This window comes from Adhaeribacter terrigena (assembly GCF_016623615.1).
GTDB lineage: Bacteria > Bacteroidota > Bacteroidia > Cytophagales > Hymenobacteraceae > Adhaeribacter_A > Adhaeribacter_A terrigena.
Genome location: NZ_JAEHFX010000002.1, coordinates 445,468 through 458,903, shown reverse-complemented (window position 1 = coordinate 458,903; position 13,436 = coordinate 445,468). Strand labels below are relative to the sequence as shown.

Annotated in this window: 13 protein-coding genes; 9 read left to right on the top strand and 4 right to left on the bottom strand. The window is 43.0% G+C overall.

What is annotated here, in order from left to right:
* Positions 1 to 6 precede the first annotated feature (6 nt).
* A complete protein-coding gene (locus I5M27_RS06050; protein WP_200505283.1) occupies positions 7 to 276 on the top strand; it encodes a hypothetical protein in 270 nt (89 codons plus the stop codon).
* A gap of 137 nt (positions 277 to 413) precedes the next feature.
* Here I5M27_RS06050 and I5M27_RS06045 read toward each other — a convergent pair whose 3' ends face one another.
* The 4 genes from I5M27_RS06045 to I5M27_RS06030 all read right to left on the bottom strand — a co-directional run bounded on the left by I5M27_RS06045 (position 414) and on the right by I5M27_RS06030 (position 4,548).
* Complete coding sequence (locus I5M27_RS06045) at positions 414 to 1,166, bottom strand: 3D domain-containing protein (RefSeq protein WP_200505282.1); 753 nt, start codon at positions 1,164 to 1,166, stop codon at positions 414 to 416.
* A gap of 358 nt (positions 1,167 to 1,524) precedes the next feature.
* Positions 1,525 to 2,454, bottom strand: coding sequence for a GIY-YIG nuclease family protein (locus I5M27_RS06040; protein WP_200505281.1), 930 nt, complete (start codon positions 2,452 to 2,454; stop codon positions 1,525 to 1,527).
* 3 nt (positions 2,455 to 2,457) lie between these two features.
* A complete protein-coding gene (locus tag I5M27_RS06035; RefSeq protein ID WP_200505280.1) occupies positions 2,458 to 3,339 on the bottom strand; it encodes a hypothetical protein in 882 nt (293 codons plus the stop codon).
* Positions 3,340 to 3,375: 36 nt separating this feature from the next.
* Positions 3,376 to 4,548: a THUMP domain-containing class I SAM-dependent RNA methyltransferase gene (locus tag I5M27_RS06030; protein ID WP_200505279.1), complete on the bottom strand. Its 1,173-nt coding sequence runs from the start codon at positions 4,546 to 4,548 to the stop codon at positions 3,376 to 3,378.
* Between the two features lie 712 nt (positions 4,549 to 5,260).
* Between I5M27_RS06030 and I5M27_RS06025 the strand changes: the two genes are divergently transcribed.
* The 8 genes from I5M27_RS06025 (at position 5,261) to murB (ending at position 13,376) form a co-directional block, all read left to right on the top strand.
* On the top strand, positions 5,261 to 6,616 hold the full coding sequence (locus tag I5M27_RS06025) for a sugar MFS transporter (protein WP_200505278.1): 1,356 nt from the start codon (positions 5,261 to 5,263) through the stop codon (positions 6,614 to 6,616).
* A 61-nt stretch (positions 6,617 to 6,677) separates the two neighbouring features.
* A complete protein-coding gene (locus I5M27_RS06020) occupies positions 6,678 to 8,348 on the top strand; it encodes a DUF262 domain-containing protein (protein ID WP_200505277.1) in 1,671 nt (556 codons plus the stop codon).
* A gap of 155 nt (positions 8,349 to 8,503) precedes the next feature.
* Positions 8,504 to 8,830, top strand: a complete 327-nt coding sequence (locus I5M27_RS06015) for an ArsR/SmtB family transcription factor (protein WP_200505276.1) — start codon at positions 8,504 to 8,506, stop codon at positions 8,828 to 8,830.
* A complete protein-coding gene (locus tag I5M27_RS06010) occupies positions 8,820 to 9,323 on the top strand; it encodes an SRPBCC family protein (protein WP_200505275.1) in 504 nt (167 codons plus the stop codon). Before I5M27_RS06015 ends, I5M27_RS06010 begins: the two co-directional genes overlap by 11 nt.
* 173 nt (positions 9,324 to 9,496) lie before the next feature.
* The gene (locus I5M27_RS06005; RefSeq protein WP_200505274.1) at positions 9,497 to 10,180 is read left to right on the top strand and encodes a DUF2461 domain-containing protein; all 684 of its coding nucleotides are present in this window, start codon (positions 9,497 to 9,499) and stop codon (positions 10,178 to 10,180) included.
* Positions 10,181 to 10,268: 88 nt separating this feature from the next.
* Positions 10,269 to 10,874 carry a dioxygenase family protein gene (locus I5M27_RS06000; protein WP_200505273.1) on the top strand — a complete coding sequence of 202 codons (606 nt, stop codon included), beginning with the start codon at positions 10,269 to 10,271 and terminating at the stop codon, positions 10,872 to 10,874.
* A gap of 145 nt (positions 10,875 to 11,019) precedes the next feature.
* On the top strand, positions 11,020 to 12,216 hold the full coding sequence (locus I5M27_RS05995) for a BaiN/RdsA family NAD(P)/FAD-dependent oxidoreductase (RefSeq protein ID WP_200505272.1): 1,197 nt from the start codon (positions 11,020 to 11,022) through the stop codon (positions 12,214 to 12,216).
* 143 nt (positions 12,217 to 12,359) lie between these two features.
* Entirely contained in the window at positions 12,360 to 13,376 is a 1,017-nt protein-coding gene (murB, locus tag I5M27_RS05990; RefSeq protein ID WP_200505271.1) for a UDP-N-acetylmuramate dehydrogenase, read from the top strand.
* Positions 13,377 to 13,436 lie beyond the last annotated feature (60 nt).

The following is a 13,436-nucleotide window of genomic DNA, read 5'->3' as shown; positions in this document are numbered from 1 at the left end:
GTAGCCATGAGAGATATAGATCTGTCGCCGTTGTTCAGCTGGCTTATCGGGCTGGTGGTTTTTACCATTGGCGTTTCGAATTTGCTGCTGGTGCACCCCGTTCCGGGCATTGTTTTCCTGCTGCTTTCTGCGCTTTACTTTCCGCCCGCCGATGCCTTAAGCATGAAGATCTTTGGCCGTCCGGTTCCGATGGTGTTTAAAGTTATTTTAGGCTTCGTAATTATCTGGTTCACGCTGGGCGTTAGCGACCTTGGGGATATAATCGATGACCTGTAGAAAAGCTTTTTGGGATTCAGTTTTCACCTGACTTTTACAAGAAAAAAGCATAGCGTTTTGCAGCTTGCATTGCTTCTTCGTGGTATTTTTTGAGTAGAATTTTACAGTTCGGAACGCCTTTTTTAAATAAACCAACTTTATTTTTTGTGCGCTTCTTTAAGAGAGTTTACGATTGCTTTCTCGGTAACCACAAAGGCTTCAAAGGTATGGTTGTCGCTCGATTTTATAAGCTCGGGAAACGGGTTGGCAGTAGAAATTCCGGTAAACACATCGATGTGATTGTTATTCACTAATCCGCCGTTGTCGGCGGCGAAGAAATAGCCGTCGTGGGTTATTTTAGTGCCGTCCGGTAATTCGATTTCCTGCCCTTTGGCCTCCGGAATAAAAATTACGGTTCCGTAAGGAATTACTTTCCGGTCTACGGCAATGGACCGGAAGGGAATTAATTTATACCTTCTTAAAGCGCCGCTAAAGCCTGTCGATTTTATCCAAAGGGACTTTCCCCAATTCTTAACCGTGGCCTGGTTGCTATCGGAAAATTTTTCGCAGTTCCGGCAGTCGACAAACGTGCGGCGGCCGGAACTGGCATATTTCATGACATGGATGTTGCCGTCGGCATCGGTGATATGCGCGGTACCCTGTAAGGAAGCTTCGCAAAAATCGCAGGCCTCGGCGAACAAGCCTGATGGTTTGCCATTGCGGTAAACAAGGGGAACGCTGCCGCCGGATTTAAACTGATGAACAAAATAGTGGGAAGCCCAAAGCCTTAGTTTCTTTAGCTTGGCCGGGTTTTCGGGTGGCGGATAATTGAAATCAGCTTGCGAGATTTGCGACCATGCCTTGCCCGTCACCAAAAGCAAAACGATCAGCATTACTAATCTGGCAGGCATAGCTTCTTTTGTTAACGGATGGCTTTATTTCTAAAACCTGATTAGTTACAAAAGGTTATCCGGAGGTTTTGAACTGGGTTGGGAACTGACTTTTTTTGTTGAAAAGGATAGCGTTTTTTACCTCGTCTGGTTACCGAGCTTCTCCGGGAAGTTTCGCCAGAGCTGGATGCAGCCTAAGGAATCGTGCAGGAAGATGATGGTGGGGCGGTTTGGGTAATTTTGGTGGAGGGTGATGTGGAGATTGTTTGTGGAGGGCATTCTGACTTTTTGATTGACCTTTTTGGCAGAAAAGTATAGCATTTTGTAACTGGTTTTCCTGCAAAACAATTAAAAAAGATATATTTTTTAAACCACGAACCTATTCAACACTAGTTAATTTCAACTTTTCAATTTCTTTTAAAGGTTTGCCCGAGCTATCTTTCCAATTTAGTGGGCCGCTAATACTATAGCCAACCACTGCTGATGCAGCAGGAGATGCTGTGTCAAATAGAATATTTTTTTGAAATATATATTTATCACCAACCAACTTTAAATCACCATTATTGATTAATTTTTCACGTTGTTCCTTATATCCATTTGATAAACTACCTTTAATCTCTTTTGCAGCCTCAGATCCTTCTAATACGACTATTCCTTCCTCTGTCTGTAAAGCTTTAGCTTTCAAATTAGAAACTGTTAAAAATAACTCTAAATTAGAAAGAGACATTTTTGGTGAACTCACACTTTCACTACCTGCTTCAACCATAAGAAAAGGTTCTTCCTTTTTGGCAGGAATTAAGGTAATTTCTTCAAGCAGTTTATGACCGAGTACCCCAATCAGTAATTTGATATAAGTCAAAAACTCTTCCATTGCATCCCTATCTGCAGCTGGTAATGAAGAAAGTTGTGATTGATTATAATTGTCTACCTTATATCTTTTAGTCGTTAAAGCTATTTGAATTAAACGGCTCTCTAAATATTTTACGTGAGATTTTGTAAGGTTTTCATCTTTGCTAACGAAAAGAATAACCTCATTCCAAAATTCTTTATTTGCAATATGTGATTGAAGCCTATCAAAAACATTTTCTGCTTCGCCTATATAAACTTTTGGCTCATTAGTTTCAGCGTCTTGCCCAAATAAGAAATAAACGCCGGGCCTTTTAGCTTCAGAATAACTAGAAAGTTCACTCGTTCTAAGTCGTGGGCACGAAATTGATTGTATAGTTTGGTTAACAACTTCACCAAATTTAATTCCGGTTACAGTCCCATCTTTAAGATAAATTCTAACGCTTTTACCAAAAGTTGCCATATACTAATACATTTTTAAACTTAAAATCAAATTCCACATTATTCCATTTTCACCAAATACCAAATCTTTACAACTTTCATACTCGTGCTTACTAAGCTCATCAGTATGTGCGGCTTTATTTCGGTAATTTTTTGTCAAATTATCTATACCGGCATTTAATCCATTTTTATTAATCAACCATCCGTGGTTTGGAAATTTATTTATAAAAACCTTTAAGCCCTCTTGAAGGAAACTACTATTCTCGAATCGATCGTTGCTATTTACAGCCGTTTGAATAAAATGATTTACTACACCAAGTTCTGGTGATTTCATTGGTTTACCTGAACAATAAGCTGCAATTTTACCAAAGTCCTTATCTCTTAAATCTTGGTCGCTAAATTTTACAGCTTTACAATGCTCCTTTAATGGATTAATGAATAATTCAACTAATTCTAATTCAAAAGCTTTACACAAGCCAATAATAGCTGGAGACCAATCTAAATTTGGATCTTTCGTTAAAGTTTCAGCAACGCATTCAGAAGTAGCATAAAACCTTAAAGAAGAAGGGGTTAAAAAACTTGATTTATTATTAGCAATATTAAGCTTTTTTACTTTTTCTCTAACTTTATTTGAATCAACATATTTCTCTAATAGCCCTAATAACTGTTCAGCTTTTTCATCTAATCTTAACTGCCCTCCCTTTATATCATAAATTGAAAGCAGATTTCCATAGCAACCATTACAAAGTTTCTTTTCCCAATCATTACTATAAATCGTAATTAGTTTAGAAGTCTTAGCTTCACCACATCTAAGGCAATTAAATGATATTGATTTTTCAAATCGGAATTGACTAAGTGGACCACGATTTGGATATTCTTTCGATATTTTTTCTAATGGTTTAGCCATAAAATATACTTAATAATTTTAATGGACTCTCTTTTCTTACCGCTCCCCTTTCTCCTTCTTACTTCCTCTATACAACTCATATTTCAGTAAACGGCTATCGATAGAACCGTTGAAAAGCGGGATGCGGCGGGAGGTTTTGAGGCCGATGTTTTTGGCGGCTTCCAGGTTTCCGGTGAACACGTAGGCGTCCCAATCCTGATAATTGGTTTTGAGCGTGTCGCCGATCATTTTGTAGAGGTTGTTGATGTTTTCGTTTACCAGGCGTTCGTTGTAGGGCGGGTTCACGATCAGGATGCCTTTTTCGGCGGGCTTCTGGGTTTCTTTAAAGTCAGCCACCCTTACCCGAACGTAATCGTCGAGCTCGGCGCTGGAAATGTTTTTGCGGGCGGCTTCCACGTAATCGCGGTCGATGTCGGAGCCGGCAATTAACACGTCGTTGTCCGGGTCTTCCTGGGCACGGGCGTCTTTAATTACCTGCTTGAAAAGTTCTTCGTCGAAATCTTTCCAGTGTGTGAAACCGAAATCGCGGCGGTACAAACCGGGCGCTACGTTGTGCGCGATCATCGCGGCCTCGGTCAGGATGGTGCCGGAACCGCACATCGGGTCGTATAAAGGCGTTTTTTTATCCCAACCGGTCAGCAGGATCAGGCCGGCCGCCAGAATTTCGTTTAGCGGCGCCACGTTGGTTTGCAGGCGGTAACCGCGTTTGTGCAGCGAATCGCCGGAGGCATCCAACGACAGGTTCACCCGGTTTTCGAGCATGTGCAGGTTAATGCGTACGTCCGGGGCATCGAGGTCTACGGAAGGGCGTTTGCCGAATTTATCGCGGAACTGGTCGGCAATGGCGTCTTTGGTAAGCTGCGAAACGAACAGCGAATGCTCAAACGTGCTTTGGTTTACCACCGAACTGATGGCAAAGGTGCTGTCCACGTCCAGGTATTCGCTCCAGTCAATTTTCTGAACCTGTTTGTATAAATCTTTTTCGTCGCGGGCCGGGAAATTGGCGAAGGGTTTTAGAATTCGAACCGCCGTACGGCACCACAAATTGGCTTCGTACATCAGTTTGTTGTCGCCCATAAAACGCACCGCGCGGCTGCCTACTTCAATATTTTTAGCGCCTAACTGGTAAAGTTCTTCTGCCAGAATTTCTTCTAGCCCGAATTGGGTGGTGGCGGTCATTTGAAAAGTTTTGGAAGCGGCAGGTTTCATAAGCGGGTTGGTTTTTTGGGATTGTAAAGTTGCGAAAATTTGGCAGAATTACTTGTCTGAATTGGGATTCGTCAGATTATGGGATTATGGGACTTGTTGTCTGAACACGATTTTTGGGATTTAAAGGAAATACAGGATTGATTTTGAAAGGGTGATTCAGGGTTTAGTAGCTATTTGTAGCTTAGTTTAAAATTTCTCACTTTGAAACCAACCACGTCCAGCCCTCCTTGCTAAGACGGGGAGCTTTTGGTTCCTGCTTCTTTTTGACTTTTTGGGCTTAAAAGCATAGCGTTTTCCTTTCTGAAATTCAGAAATCGTGTAAATCACTAAAATCCTGAAAATCGTGTTCAGACAGTTTCATTGCCGTCTGCTTTAGCCGACGAAAAAACTCCCCTCCTTTTCAAGGAGAGGTTTGGGGGTGGTTGACTTTCGAAGGCTGAAATCTCTCAACAGCAGTAAGTAAATGTGAAGAAAAACTCCTCCCCCTACCCCCTCCAAAGGGGACTTTAAAAACGCAATCAATTTCCCTTTAAAAACCCGTGCAGAAAAATCACTCTTGGCTTAGGGAGGATTTAGGTGGGGTAAAACGCTATGCTTTTAGCAAGAAAAACCCAACGCTACCAAAACAATCCTTAAATCCCGAAATCTGACGAATCCAAATTCAGACATTTTCATTACTTTTAAAGGCTAAACTCATACCGTTTTTCCTTTTATGGCAGCACCTGTTTCCACTTCCAATCAAGCCACGGCAAACCAGGCGGTTATCCGGAATTATACCGGGCCGCTGATGATCGTGATCGCGCTTTTCTTTACGTTCGGTTTCGTTACGAACATGAACGACATCCTGATCCCGCACCTGAAACGGGCCTGCGAACTGACCGATTTTCAGTCGAGCCTGGTACAGTTTGCGTTTTTCGGGGCTTATTTCCTGATGTCGATTCCGGCGGGTAATATCCTGAACCGGATCGGGTATAAAAACGGTATTGTGCTGGGTTTGGGGATCTGTGCCATGGGGGCGTTCCTGTTTTTACCGGCAGCCATGACGCGGCAGTACCCTTTCTTTTTACTGGCTTTGGCGGTTTTGGCTTCCGGCGTGACCTTGTTGCAGGTGGCGGCTAATCCGTACGTTTCGGTGCTGGGACCGGCGCATAAAGCAGCCAGCCGATTGAGTTTGATGGGCGCTTTCAATTCCCTGGCTGGTACGCTGAGCCCGATCATTGGCGGGATGCTGCTTTTGAGCGGGGTAGATTATACGGCCGAACAACTGGCCAACATGCCGGCGGCGCAAAAAGAGAATTTCCTGAATGCCGAAGCCGGATTGGTGATTTTGCCTTATGCCATTATCGGGGCGGTGCTGCTGGTGCTGGCCTTTATTGCCAAGGCAACCAAAATGCCGAACATCGAAAGTTTGCAGGATGAACATACGCCCGTAGAAGCCGCTTCGGACAAAACCAGCGCGCTGCAATTCCGCCATCTGGTGCTGGGCATCGGGGCGATCTTTGTGTACGTGGGCGCGGAAGTGGGCGTGGGTTCGTTCATTATCCGCTACGGCCAGGACCTGCACATTACCGACCTGAGCAGTTTCAGCAGCTGGCTTTTCTCGCTGGGGCAGTCTTCCAGCCTGGGCGGTTTCACGGAGCAGATCGGTTCGAAATTCGTGGCCTGCTACTGGGGCGGTTCCATGATCGGAAGGTTCATCGGGATTCCGTGGCTGACCAAAATCAACGACGCCAAAGCCCTACGCATTGTTTGTGCGGTAGCCATGCTGCTGGTAATAGCCTCGGTAGCCTTAACCGGCGAAACGGCTTTGTGGCTGATGGTGCTGGTAGGCGTTTGTAACTCCGTAATGTGGCCGATCATTTTCCCGCTGGCTATTAAAGGCCTGGGCATTTACACCAAACAAGGCTCTTCTTACCTGATCATGGCGATTGTGGGTGGCGCGTTAATTCCGCCGCTGATGGGTTTGATCTCCGATGCATCGCACATTCAGTTTGCTTACCTGGTGCCGGCGCTTTGCTATTTGTATTTGCTGTATTATGGTTGGAGTGGGTATAAGCAGCGGGGGTAGGTAATAATAAATTATAAGTTATTACTTGTTAAATAAATAAACTTAAAAAGGAAAAACTATTTTGGCACGAGAAATAAGTAAACTTACTATTGATCTAGATGGCATCGGTCATACAATTTCCGATAATAAACTTGCAGTTCCATTAAACCAAAGATCGTACGCTTGGGAAGATTCTCATGTTAATGACTTGTACGATGATTTATTGACGTCTATTAGAAATTCTGAAGATGAATATTTTATAGGCTCAATTGTTATTTCCTCAGGTCAAGAAAGGGATGAAGTTGTTGATGGTCAACAGCGATTAGCTACCATTACAATTTTATTAGCTGCAATAAGAGATTATTTTTTCTCTACAGATGATAAAGATCGGGCTGAAGACATACAGAATCAATACCTTTCAAGTAGAGACAGAAGATCCCAAGAAGTTATTCCTAATTTAAAATTGAATATCAATGATAATAACTTTTTTTACAACCTAATAATCCTTAACCCTCCTAATCCTATACAGCCTACTAGAGCTTCCCATGATAAAATTAAACGGGCATTCAGTATTGCTAAGGGAAAAGTTCAATCCTTTATATCTACTACAACTAATCCTTCAGAAACATTACTCGATCTATGTGACTTTATTGATGAGCATATAAAAGTTATACTTGTTAAAGTACCTGACCATGCAAATGCTTTTACAATTTTTGAAACTCTAAACGACCGAGGTTTAGAACTTGCTATTTCAGATTTGTTAAAAAACTATCTATTGGGGCAAGCTGATAACCGGCTTAATGAAGTTCAAGAAAATTGGACCAAAATGTATACACTCTTGGAGAATACAGAAAATGAAGAATTAGTTGTTACATTTTTAAGGCAATTTTGGTCATCTAATTATGGCCTTACAAGAGAAAGGGATCTTTATAATAAAATTAAAGAAAAAATCACCTCAAAGCAGAGGGCAATTGATTTTTCAACGCAATTAGTGGAAGCTGCAAGGACTTATGTTGCCCTTATAGACACTAATAGTAGTTTTTGGGATGATTATTCTTTTGCGGCAAAAAACCACATGGCTACATTAAACCTGTTTAGAATGACACAAATGAGACCATTACTTTTGTCTATCTTTTCAAAATTTAATGCTAGAGAAGTTGAAAAATCATTAAAATTCTTGGTTTCTGTTTCTGTAAGATTTTTGATTTATGGAGGTTTAGGAGGTGGTGCTCTAGAAATTCAATTTAGTGAAAGAGCTAAAGAAGTAAGTTCAGGAGAAATAAAAAATAATGATGAATTGAAAGAAAAACTCAATAGAGTTATTCCTAGCGACACTCAATTTAAAGAAGCGTTTAAAAATGCTTCGGTTTCAAAACATTATTTATCTAGGTACTATTTAATGGCTTTAGAAAAAACGAAAAAAGGTGAAGAACATCCAGAATTTATTCCGAATGCAGATACTTCAGCTGTCAACTTGGAACATGTAATGCCTAAAACATTAAATGATTCATGGGAAATTGATCCAGAAACTCATAGAGCATTTTTAAATAGAATTGGGAATTTAGCTATAATGAGTTCAAAAATTAATGCTGATGTGGGTAATTCTCCTTTTGAGGTGAAGAAAGATTTGTTCAATGAATCTTCTTTCGAATTAACTAAAGAAATTGCTGAGTATGCAACTTGGAATATTGAAGCTATTACTAAAAGACAGGAAGATTTAGCTGAATTAGCACTTAATACTTGGCCAATTTAAAATCCTTTTTATCTATTTCATAAAATCAATCTAACAATTACATAACATTTCTCATAAAAGTTAAATTAAACCTATTTTCCTAAAATAATTTTGTGCAACCAAAAAGTTGCACGTATATTCGCAACCATATAGTTGCATATCAAGTATTCTATACCATGAAACGTGATGTATTTCAGGCCATTGCCGACCCTACCCGGAGAGCCATCTTAGCTTTGATCGCTACGCAGGCCATGACGCCCAATGCTCTGGCCGAGCATTTCGACACGACCCGTCAGGCGGTTTCGAAGCACATTAACATGCTGGTGGAATGCGAATTGGTGAAACAGGAGAAAGTAGGGCGGGAAATTTATTACCACCTTCATGCAGCTAAAATGAAAGAGATCGATAAGTGGCTGGAGCAGTTCAAAAAGCTCTGGGAAACCCGTTTCGATCAGCTGGACCAGGTATTGTTCAACTTAAATAAAAAGCAAAATGAAAAGTAGCCTCCTCATGAATTTCACCGTCGACAAAGAAAACAACAAGCTGGTAGTTGAGCGCGAATTTGCCGCGCCGCTGCACAATGTCTGGGCCGCCTTTACCCAGGCAGAACTGCTGGACCAGTGGTGGGCGCCCAAGCCGTGGCAAGCCCGCACCAAAACCATGGATTTCCGGGAAGGCGGCTACTGGCTTTATGCCATGCAGGGGCCGGAAGGCGAAGAGCATTGGGGCCGGACGGATTACAAAACCATTAACCCGGAAAGCAGTATCTGGGCCGTAGATAGTTTCGTAGATTCGGAAGGAACTATTAACCCGGAACTGCCAAGCGCTAACTTTAAAAACGAATTCCGGGAAACCGGCGATACCACTACCGTTACGATGGTTACTACCTACGCGAAACCGGAAGACCTGGAAACGGTAATAAACATGGGCATGAAAGAAGGCCTGACCATGGCCCTGGAAAACCTGGATGCTTTATTGGCAAAACAGCAAGCCTAACGGGTAAACTGATTGAAAAGTAGCGGCCGGATTATTAGCAGACAAACTTGCAATTTGTTTTTGGGAAAGCTAAATTCGGCCATATTGCCAATTTGGTATAAAGGTATGGTTTTCAGAAACTGCAGCTGAAAACCATACCTTTACGAATCAGATCATCTTTAAAATAAGAGCCAATGTCTTACCTAACGCCCGCTTTCCTGCAATTCTTCGAAGCGCTTTCAAAAAACAATTCTACCGCATGGTTTAACGAGAACCGCAAAACCTACGAAAAAGAAGTAAAAAAGCCTTTCGAAAAACTGGTGCAGGTAATGATCGATCAGATCCAGAAGCATGAGCCGGAAGTACAGATCAAACCTTCTGAGGCCATTATGCGGATCAATAAGGACATTCGCTTTTCGAAAGATAAAACGCCTTACAACGTTTACGTAGCGGCCAACATTTCGAAGTTCGGTAAAAAAGATAAATCCTATCCGGGTTTTTATTTTCAGTTATCGCCGGAAGGGATTTCGATCTTTGGCGGGGCGTATATGATTGAAAACGCTACACTTTCGCTTATCAGAAACTACCTTGCAGAAAATCCGGAAGCGTTTTCTGCAGTTTATAAAGACCCCACCTTTAAAGCTAAATTCGGTACTATTCAGGGCGAAAAAAACAAACGCATTTCGGCCGAACTGCAGGAAATTGCTTCCCGGGAACCTTTGATTGCCAACAAACAATTCTATTATTCCGCGAACTTAACACCTGAACTTATTACCTCAGATGCGTTACCGGAAGTTTTGATGGAGTATTACCTGGCCGGCAAAAAAGTAAATGATTATCTTAAGCTTGCAATAGAACTGCCTTTGGAAGCGCTTTAATTATTAATCGTTTTTATTACTTACCTGGCTGGAAACGGTTAGTCAGCTTTTTTTTAAAATATCCAGCAAAAAACTGTAACTCTCTGAAATGGACCGGAAAAAGTTTTTACTTAGTTATTCGCTTCTGGCTTTGTCATTTTCAACATTCGGTTCGGTAGTAAAAAAGCTGGATGGAAACTATGTAGGTGATTGCGAAACGACCAACGATATTTTAGGTCCTTTCTACCGGCCAAATGCACCTTTGCGTACGGACCTTACTTTTGAAGGACTGACAGGCAACCAGCTCATGATAAAAGGAAAGGTTTTGGGAGCAGACTGCCGTACCCCCTTGCAGGGCGCACTAGTTGAGATCTGGCACTGCGATACCCAAGGCGAATATGATAACGACTCCAAGGCTTTCCGCCACCGGGCCGGCTGGAAAACCAATAATCAGGGCGAATATGCTTTTAAAACCATTATCCCGGGCAAATACCTGAACGGCGACCTTTACAGGCCTTCGCATATCCATTTTCGGGTAACGCATAAATCGGGCAGAGAACTTATCTCGCAAATTTACTTTAATGGCGATCCGCACATACCGGCCGATCCCTGGGCTTCGCAAGGCAAGGCCAAACATCGCATTCTGAACATTTACCCCGACGATGTTAACAGCACCCTGGCAATCAATTTCGATATTTCTTTAAGGAATAAATAAATTCTCCCATAAAACGCAACCACTAAGAACAAAAACAACGCTAACTATTCATCTGTTTAGCCCCATCAGTAAAAGGCCCGCTTTTCGCATTAATAATCTTCTATGCCATCGATTTACGCTTTTCCATTGCAAATAAAATTACATAATGCCTGAAAAGAAAATCGCCATAATAGGCGGCGGGGCGGCGGGCTTAATGGCTGCTGATATGCTGAGCCGACATGGAGAAGTGCACATTTACGAAAAAGGAAAAGCTTTAGGCCGGAAATTCTTAGTGGCCGGCAACGGCGGTTTCAACCTGACCAACAGCGCGGAAGGCGAAGATCTTTGCCGCAAATACACGCCGATGGAATTTCTGCAACCAGCCTTAGAAGCATTCAATTCCCAGGACACGCGCACCTGGCTGGCCGGTTTAGGCATCCCCACTTTTGTAGGTTCCAGCGGCCGGGTTTTTCCGGAGAAAGGCATTAAGCCAATTACTGTGCTGCAGCAGATCAAAGACCGGCTTTTGCAAAATGGCGTGCAATTCCATTTTCAGCACGAGTTTGTTGGCTTTAATGCTGAACAAAAACCCATCTTGAAATTTCAGGAATCTGAATGCTTTCCCGAAGCCGATCATTACCTTTTTGCCTTGGGCGGCGCTTCCTGGCCGGTTACGGGCTCTACCGGAAACTGGCTGGAAGCTTTCAGACTTTCAGGCATCAAAACCCTAGCGTTTCAAAGTTCCAATTGCGGGATAAACGTGAACTGGCCCGATGATTTTCGTAATAAATTTGGTGGTGCGCCGCTGAAAAATCTGCAGGTTTCGGCAGGGAATTTCAGTTTAAAAGGCGAAGCGCTGATCACCGATTATGGTCTGGAAGGAAATGTCATTTATCCGCTAGTGCCGAAGATCCGGGAATTGTTGCAGGCAGGTAAAGAGGCTTTTTTAACGCTCGATTTCAAGCCGCAGAATACGGTAGGGCAATTGCTCGAAAAAGTACGCGGCAAACAAATTCAAACCAAAAATTACGAACAGGTTTTCAAACTCAGCAAAGCGCAACTGACATTGCTCAAAGCGTTCTCTTCCAAAGAAGATTATGTGTTTCCGGAAAATTTTGTGCGGCAAATAAAGCAGCTTACCATTCCGGTTTCATCGCTCAGGCCAATTGAAGAAGCTATTTCTACCGCGGGTGGCATCTCGCTGGAAGAAGTTAATCCGGATTTTACGTTGAAAGCTTTTCCGCATATTTCAGTTGTGGGTGAAATGCTGGACTGGGATGCGCCTACCGGCGGATTCCTGTTGCAGGGCTGTTTTTCTACGGCTTATTTGGCGGCGCAGGCTATATTGGTGAAACTCCGGTAACCGGATTTTTCCGTTTGAGCGAATTTAGACGCAATATGCGTGCGGACAGGTAAAGCTCTGCCCCTGCATTTAAAATTAATCAGAAAAACCAATTCGCCTGAAAACCGGATTGGTTTTCGTATTTTTGCGCCAAATCTGAATTCATGCTTTTACAGGAAAATTTTTCGCTGAAACCATACAACACTTTCGGCATCGAGGTGAAAGCCCGCTATTTTGCTACCTTCGAAAACGTACCGGAACTGCAGCAATTGCTCCGGAAACCGGAAATTGAGAATGCCGAAAAACTGATCTTAGGCGGCGGCAGCAACGTTTTGTTTACCCAGGACTTTAATGGTGTGGTGCTGAAAAACAACATCAAAGGTATTTCGGTAATTGCTGACAACGAAGATTATGCCTTTGTGAAAGCAGGCAGCGGCGAAGTGTGGCACGAAATGGTGCTGTTCTGCATCGAGCATGGTTTGGCCGGCGTAGAAAATTTATCTTTGATTCCGGGAACGGTGGGAGCCGCGCCTTTGCAGAATATCGGTGCTTACGGCGTGGAGCTGAAAGATGTGTTCGAAAGCCTGGAAGCGGTAAACGTAGAAACCGGTGCGCTGGAAACCTTCAATAAAGAGGCTTGTGATTTTGGCTACCGCGAAAGCTATTTCAAAAAAGCCGGAAAAGGCAAATACATCATTGTTTCGGTTACGCTGAAGCTGCGCAAAAAACCAGAATTCAATACTTCTTACGGCGATATTCAGAAAACCCTGGCCGCCATGGAAATTACCGACCTGAACCTGAAAGCCATCAGCGAAGCGGTTTGTGCCATCCGGAAAAGCAAGCTACCGGACCCGGCGGTGATCGGTAATGCGGGCAGTTTCTTTAAAAATCCGGAAGTAGAGAAATCGGTGTTCGAAAGCCTGAAAAAACTGTATCCGGAAATGCCCGGCTACGTGGTTTCGGAAACTAAAATTAAAGTACCGGCCGGCTGGCTCATCGAACAACTGGGCTGGAAAGGTAAACAGATCGAGAATTACGGCGTGCACAAAAACCAGGCGCTGGTGCTGGTAAATTACGGCGGTGCGGAAGGCAACAAGATCAAAGCACTAGCCCACGATATTATTGCTTCGGTAAAAGAAAAATTCGGGATCGAATTGAGCCCGGAAGTGAACATTCATTAAGCAGTTTTTGGGCTACAAACCCCTAGCGTTTTAAAACCTCGCAGTTTCAGAAACCTGTGA

Coding starts and splice junctions, on each gene's coding strand:
- I5M27_RS06050 (WP_200505283.1), top strand. CDS start 7: ATGAGAGATATAGATCTGTCGCCGTTGTTCAGCTGGCTTATCGGGCTG.
- I5M27_RS06045 (WP_200505282.1), bottom strand. CDS start 1,166: ATGCCTGCCAGATTAGTAATGCTGATCGTTTTGCTTTTGGTGACGGGC.
- I5M27_RS06040 (WP_200505281.1), bottom strand. CDS start 2,454: ATGGCAACTTTTGGTAAAAGCGTTAGAATTTATCTTAAAGATGGGACT.
- I5M27_RS06035 (WP_200505280.1), bottom strand. CDS start 3,339: ATGGCTAAACCATTAGAAAAAATATCGAAAGAATATCCAAATCGTGGT.
- I5M27_RS06030 (WP_200505279.1), bottom strand. CDS start 4,548: ATGAAACCTGCCGCTTCCAAAACTTTTCAAATGACCGCCACCACCCAA.
- I5M27_RS06025 (WP_200505278.1), top strand. CDS start 5,261: ATGGCAGCACCTGTTTCCACTTCCAATCAAGCCACGGCAAACCAGGCG.
- I5M27_RS06015 (WP_200505276.1), top strand. CDS start 8,504: ATGAAACGTGATGTATTTCAGGCCATTGCCGACCCTACCCGGAGAGCC.
- I5M27_RS06010 (WP_200505275.1), top strand. CDS start 8,820: ATGAAAAGTAGCCTCCTCATGAATTTCACCGTCGACAAAGAAAACAAC.
- I5M27_RS06005 (WP_200505274.1), top strand. CDS start 9,497: ATGTCTTACCTAACGCCCGCTTTCCTGCAATTCTTCGAAGCGCTTTCA.
- I5M27_RS06000 (WP_200505273.1), top strand. CDS start 10,269: ATGGACCGGAAAAAGTTTTTACTTAGTTATTCGCTTCTGGCTTTGTCA.
- I5M27_RS05995 (WP_200505272.1), top strand. CDS start 11,020: ATGCCTGAAAAGAAAATCGCCATAATAGGCGGCGGGGCGGCGGGCTTA.
- murB (WP_200505271.1), top strand. CDS start 12,360: ATGCTTTTACAGGAAAATTTTTCGCTGAAACCATACAACACTTTCGGC.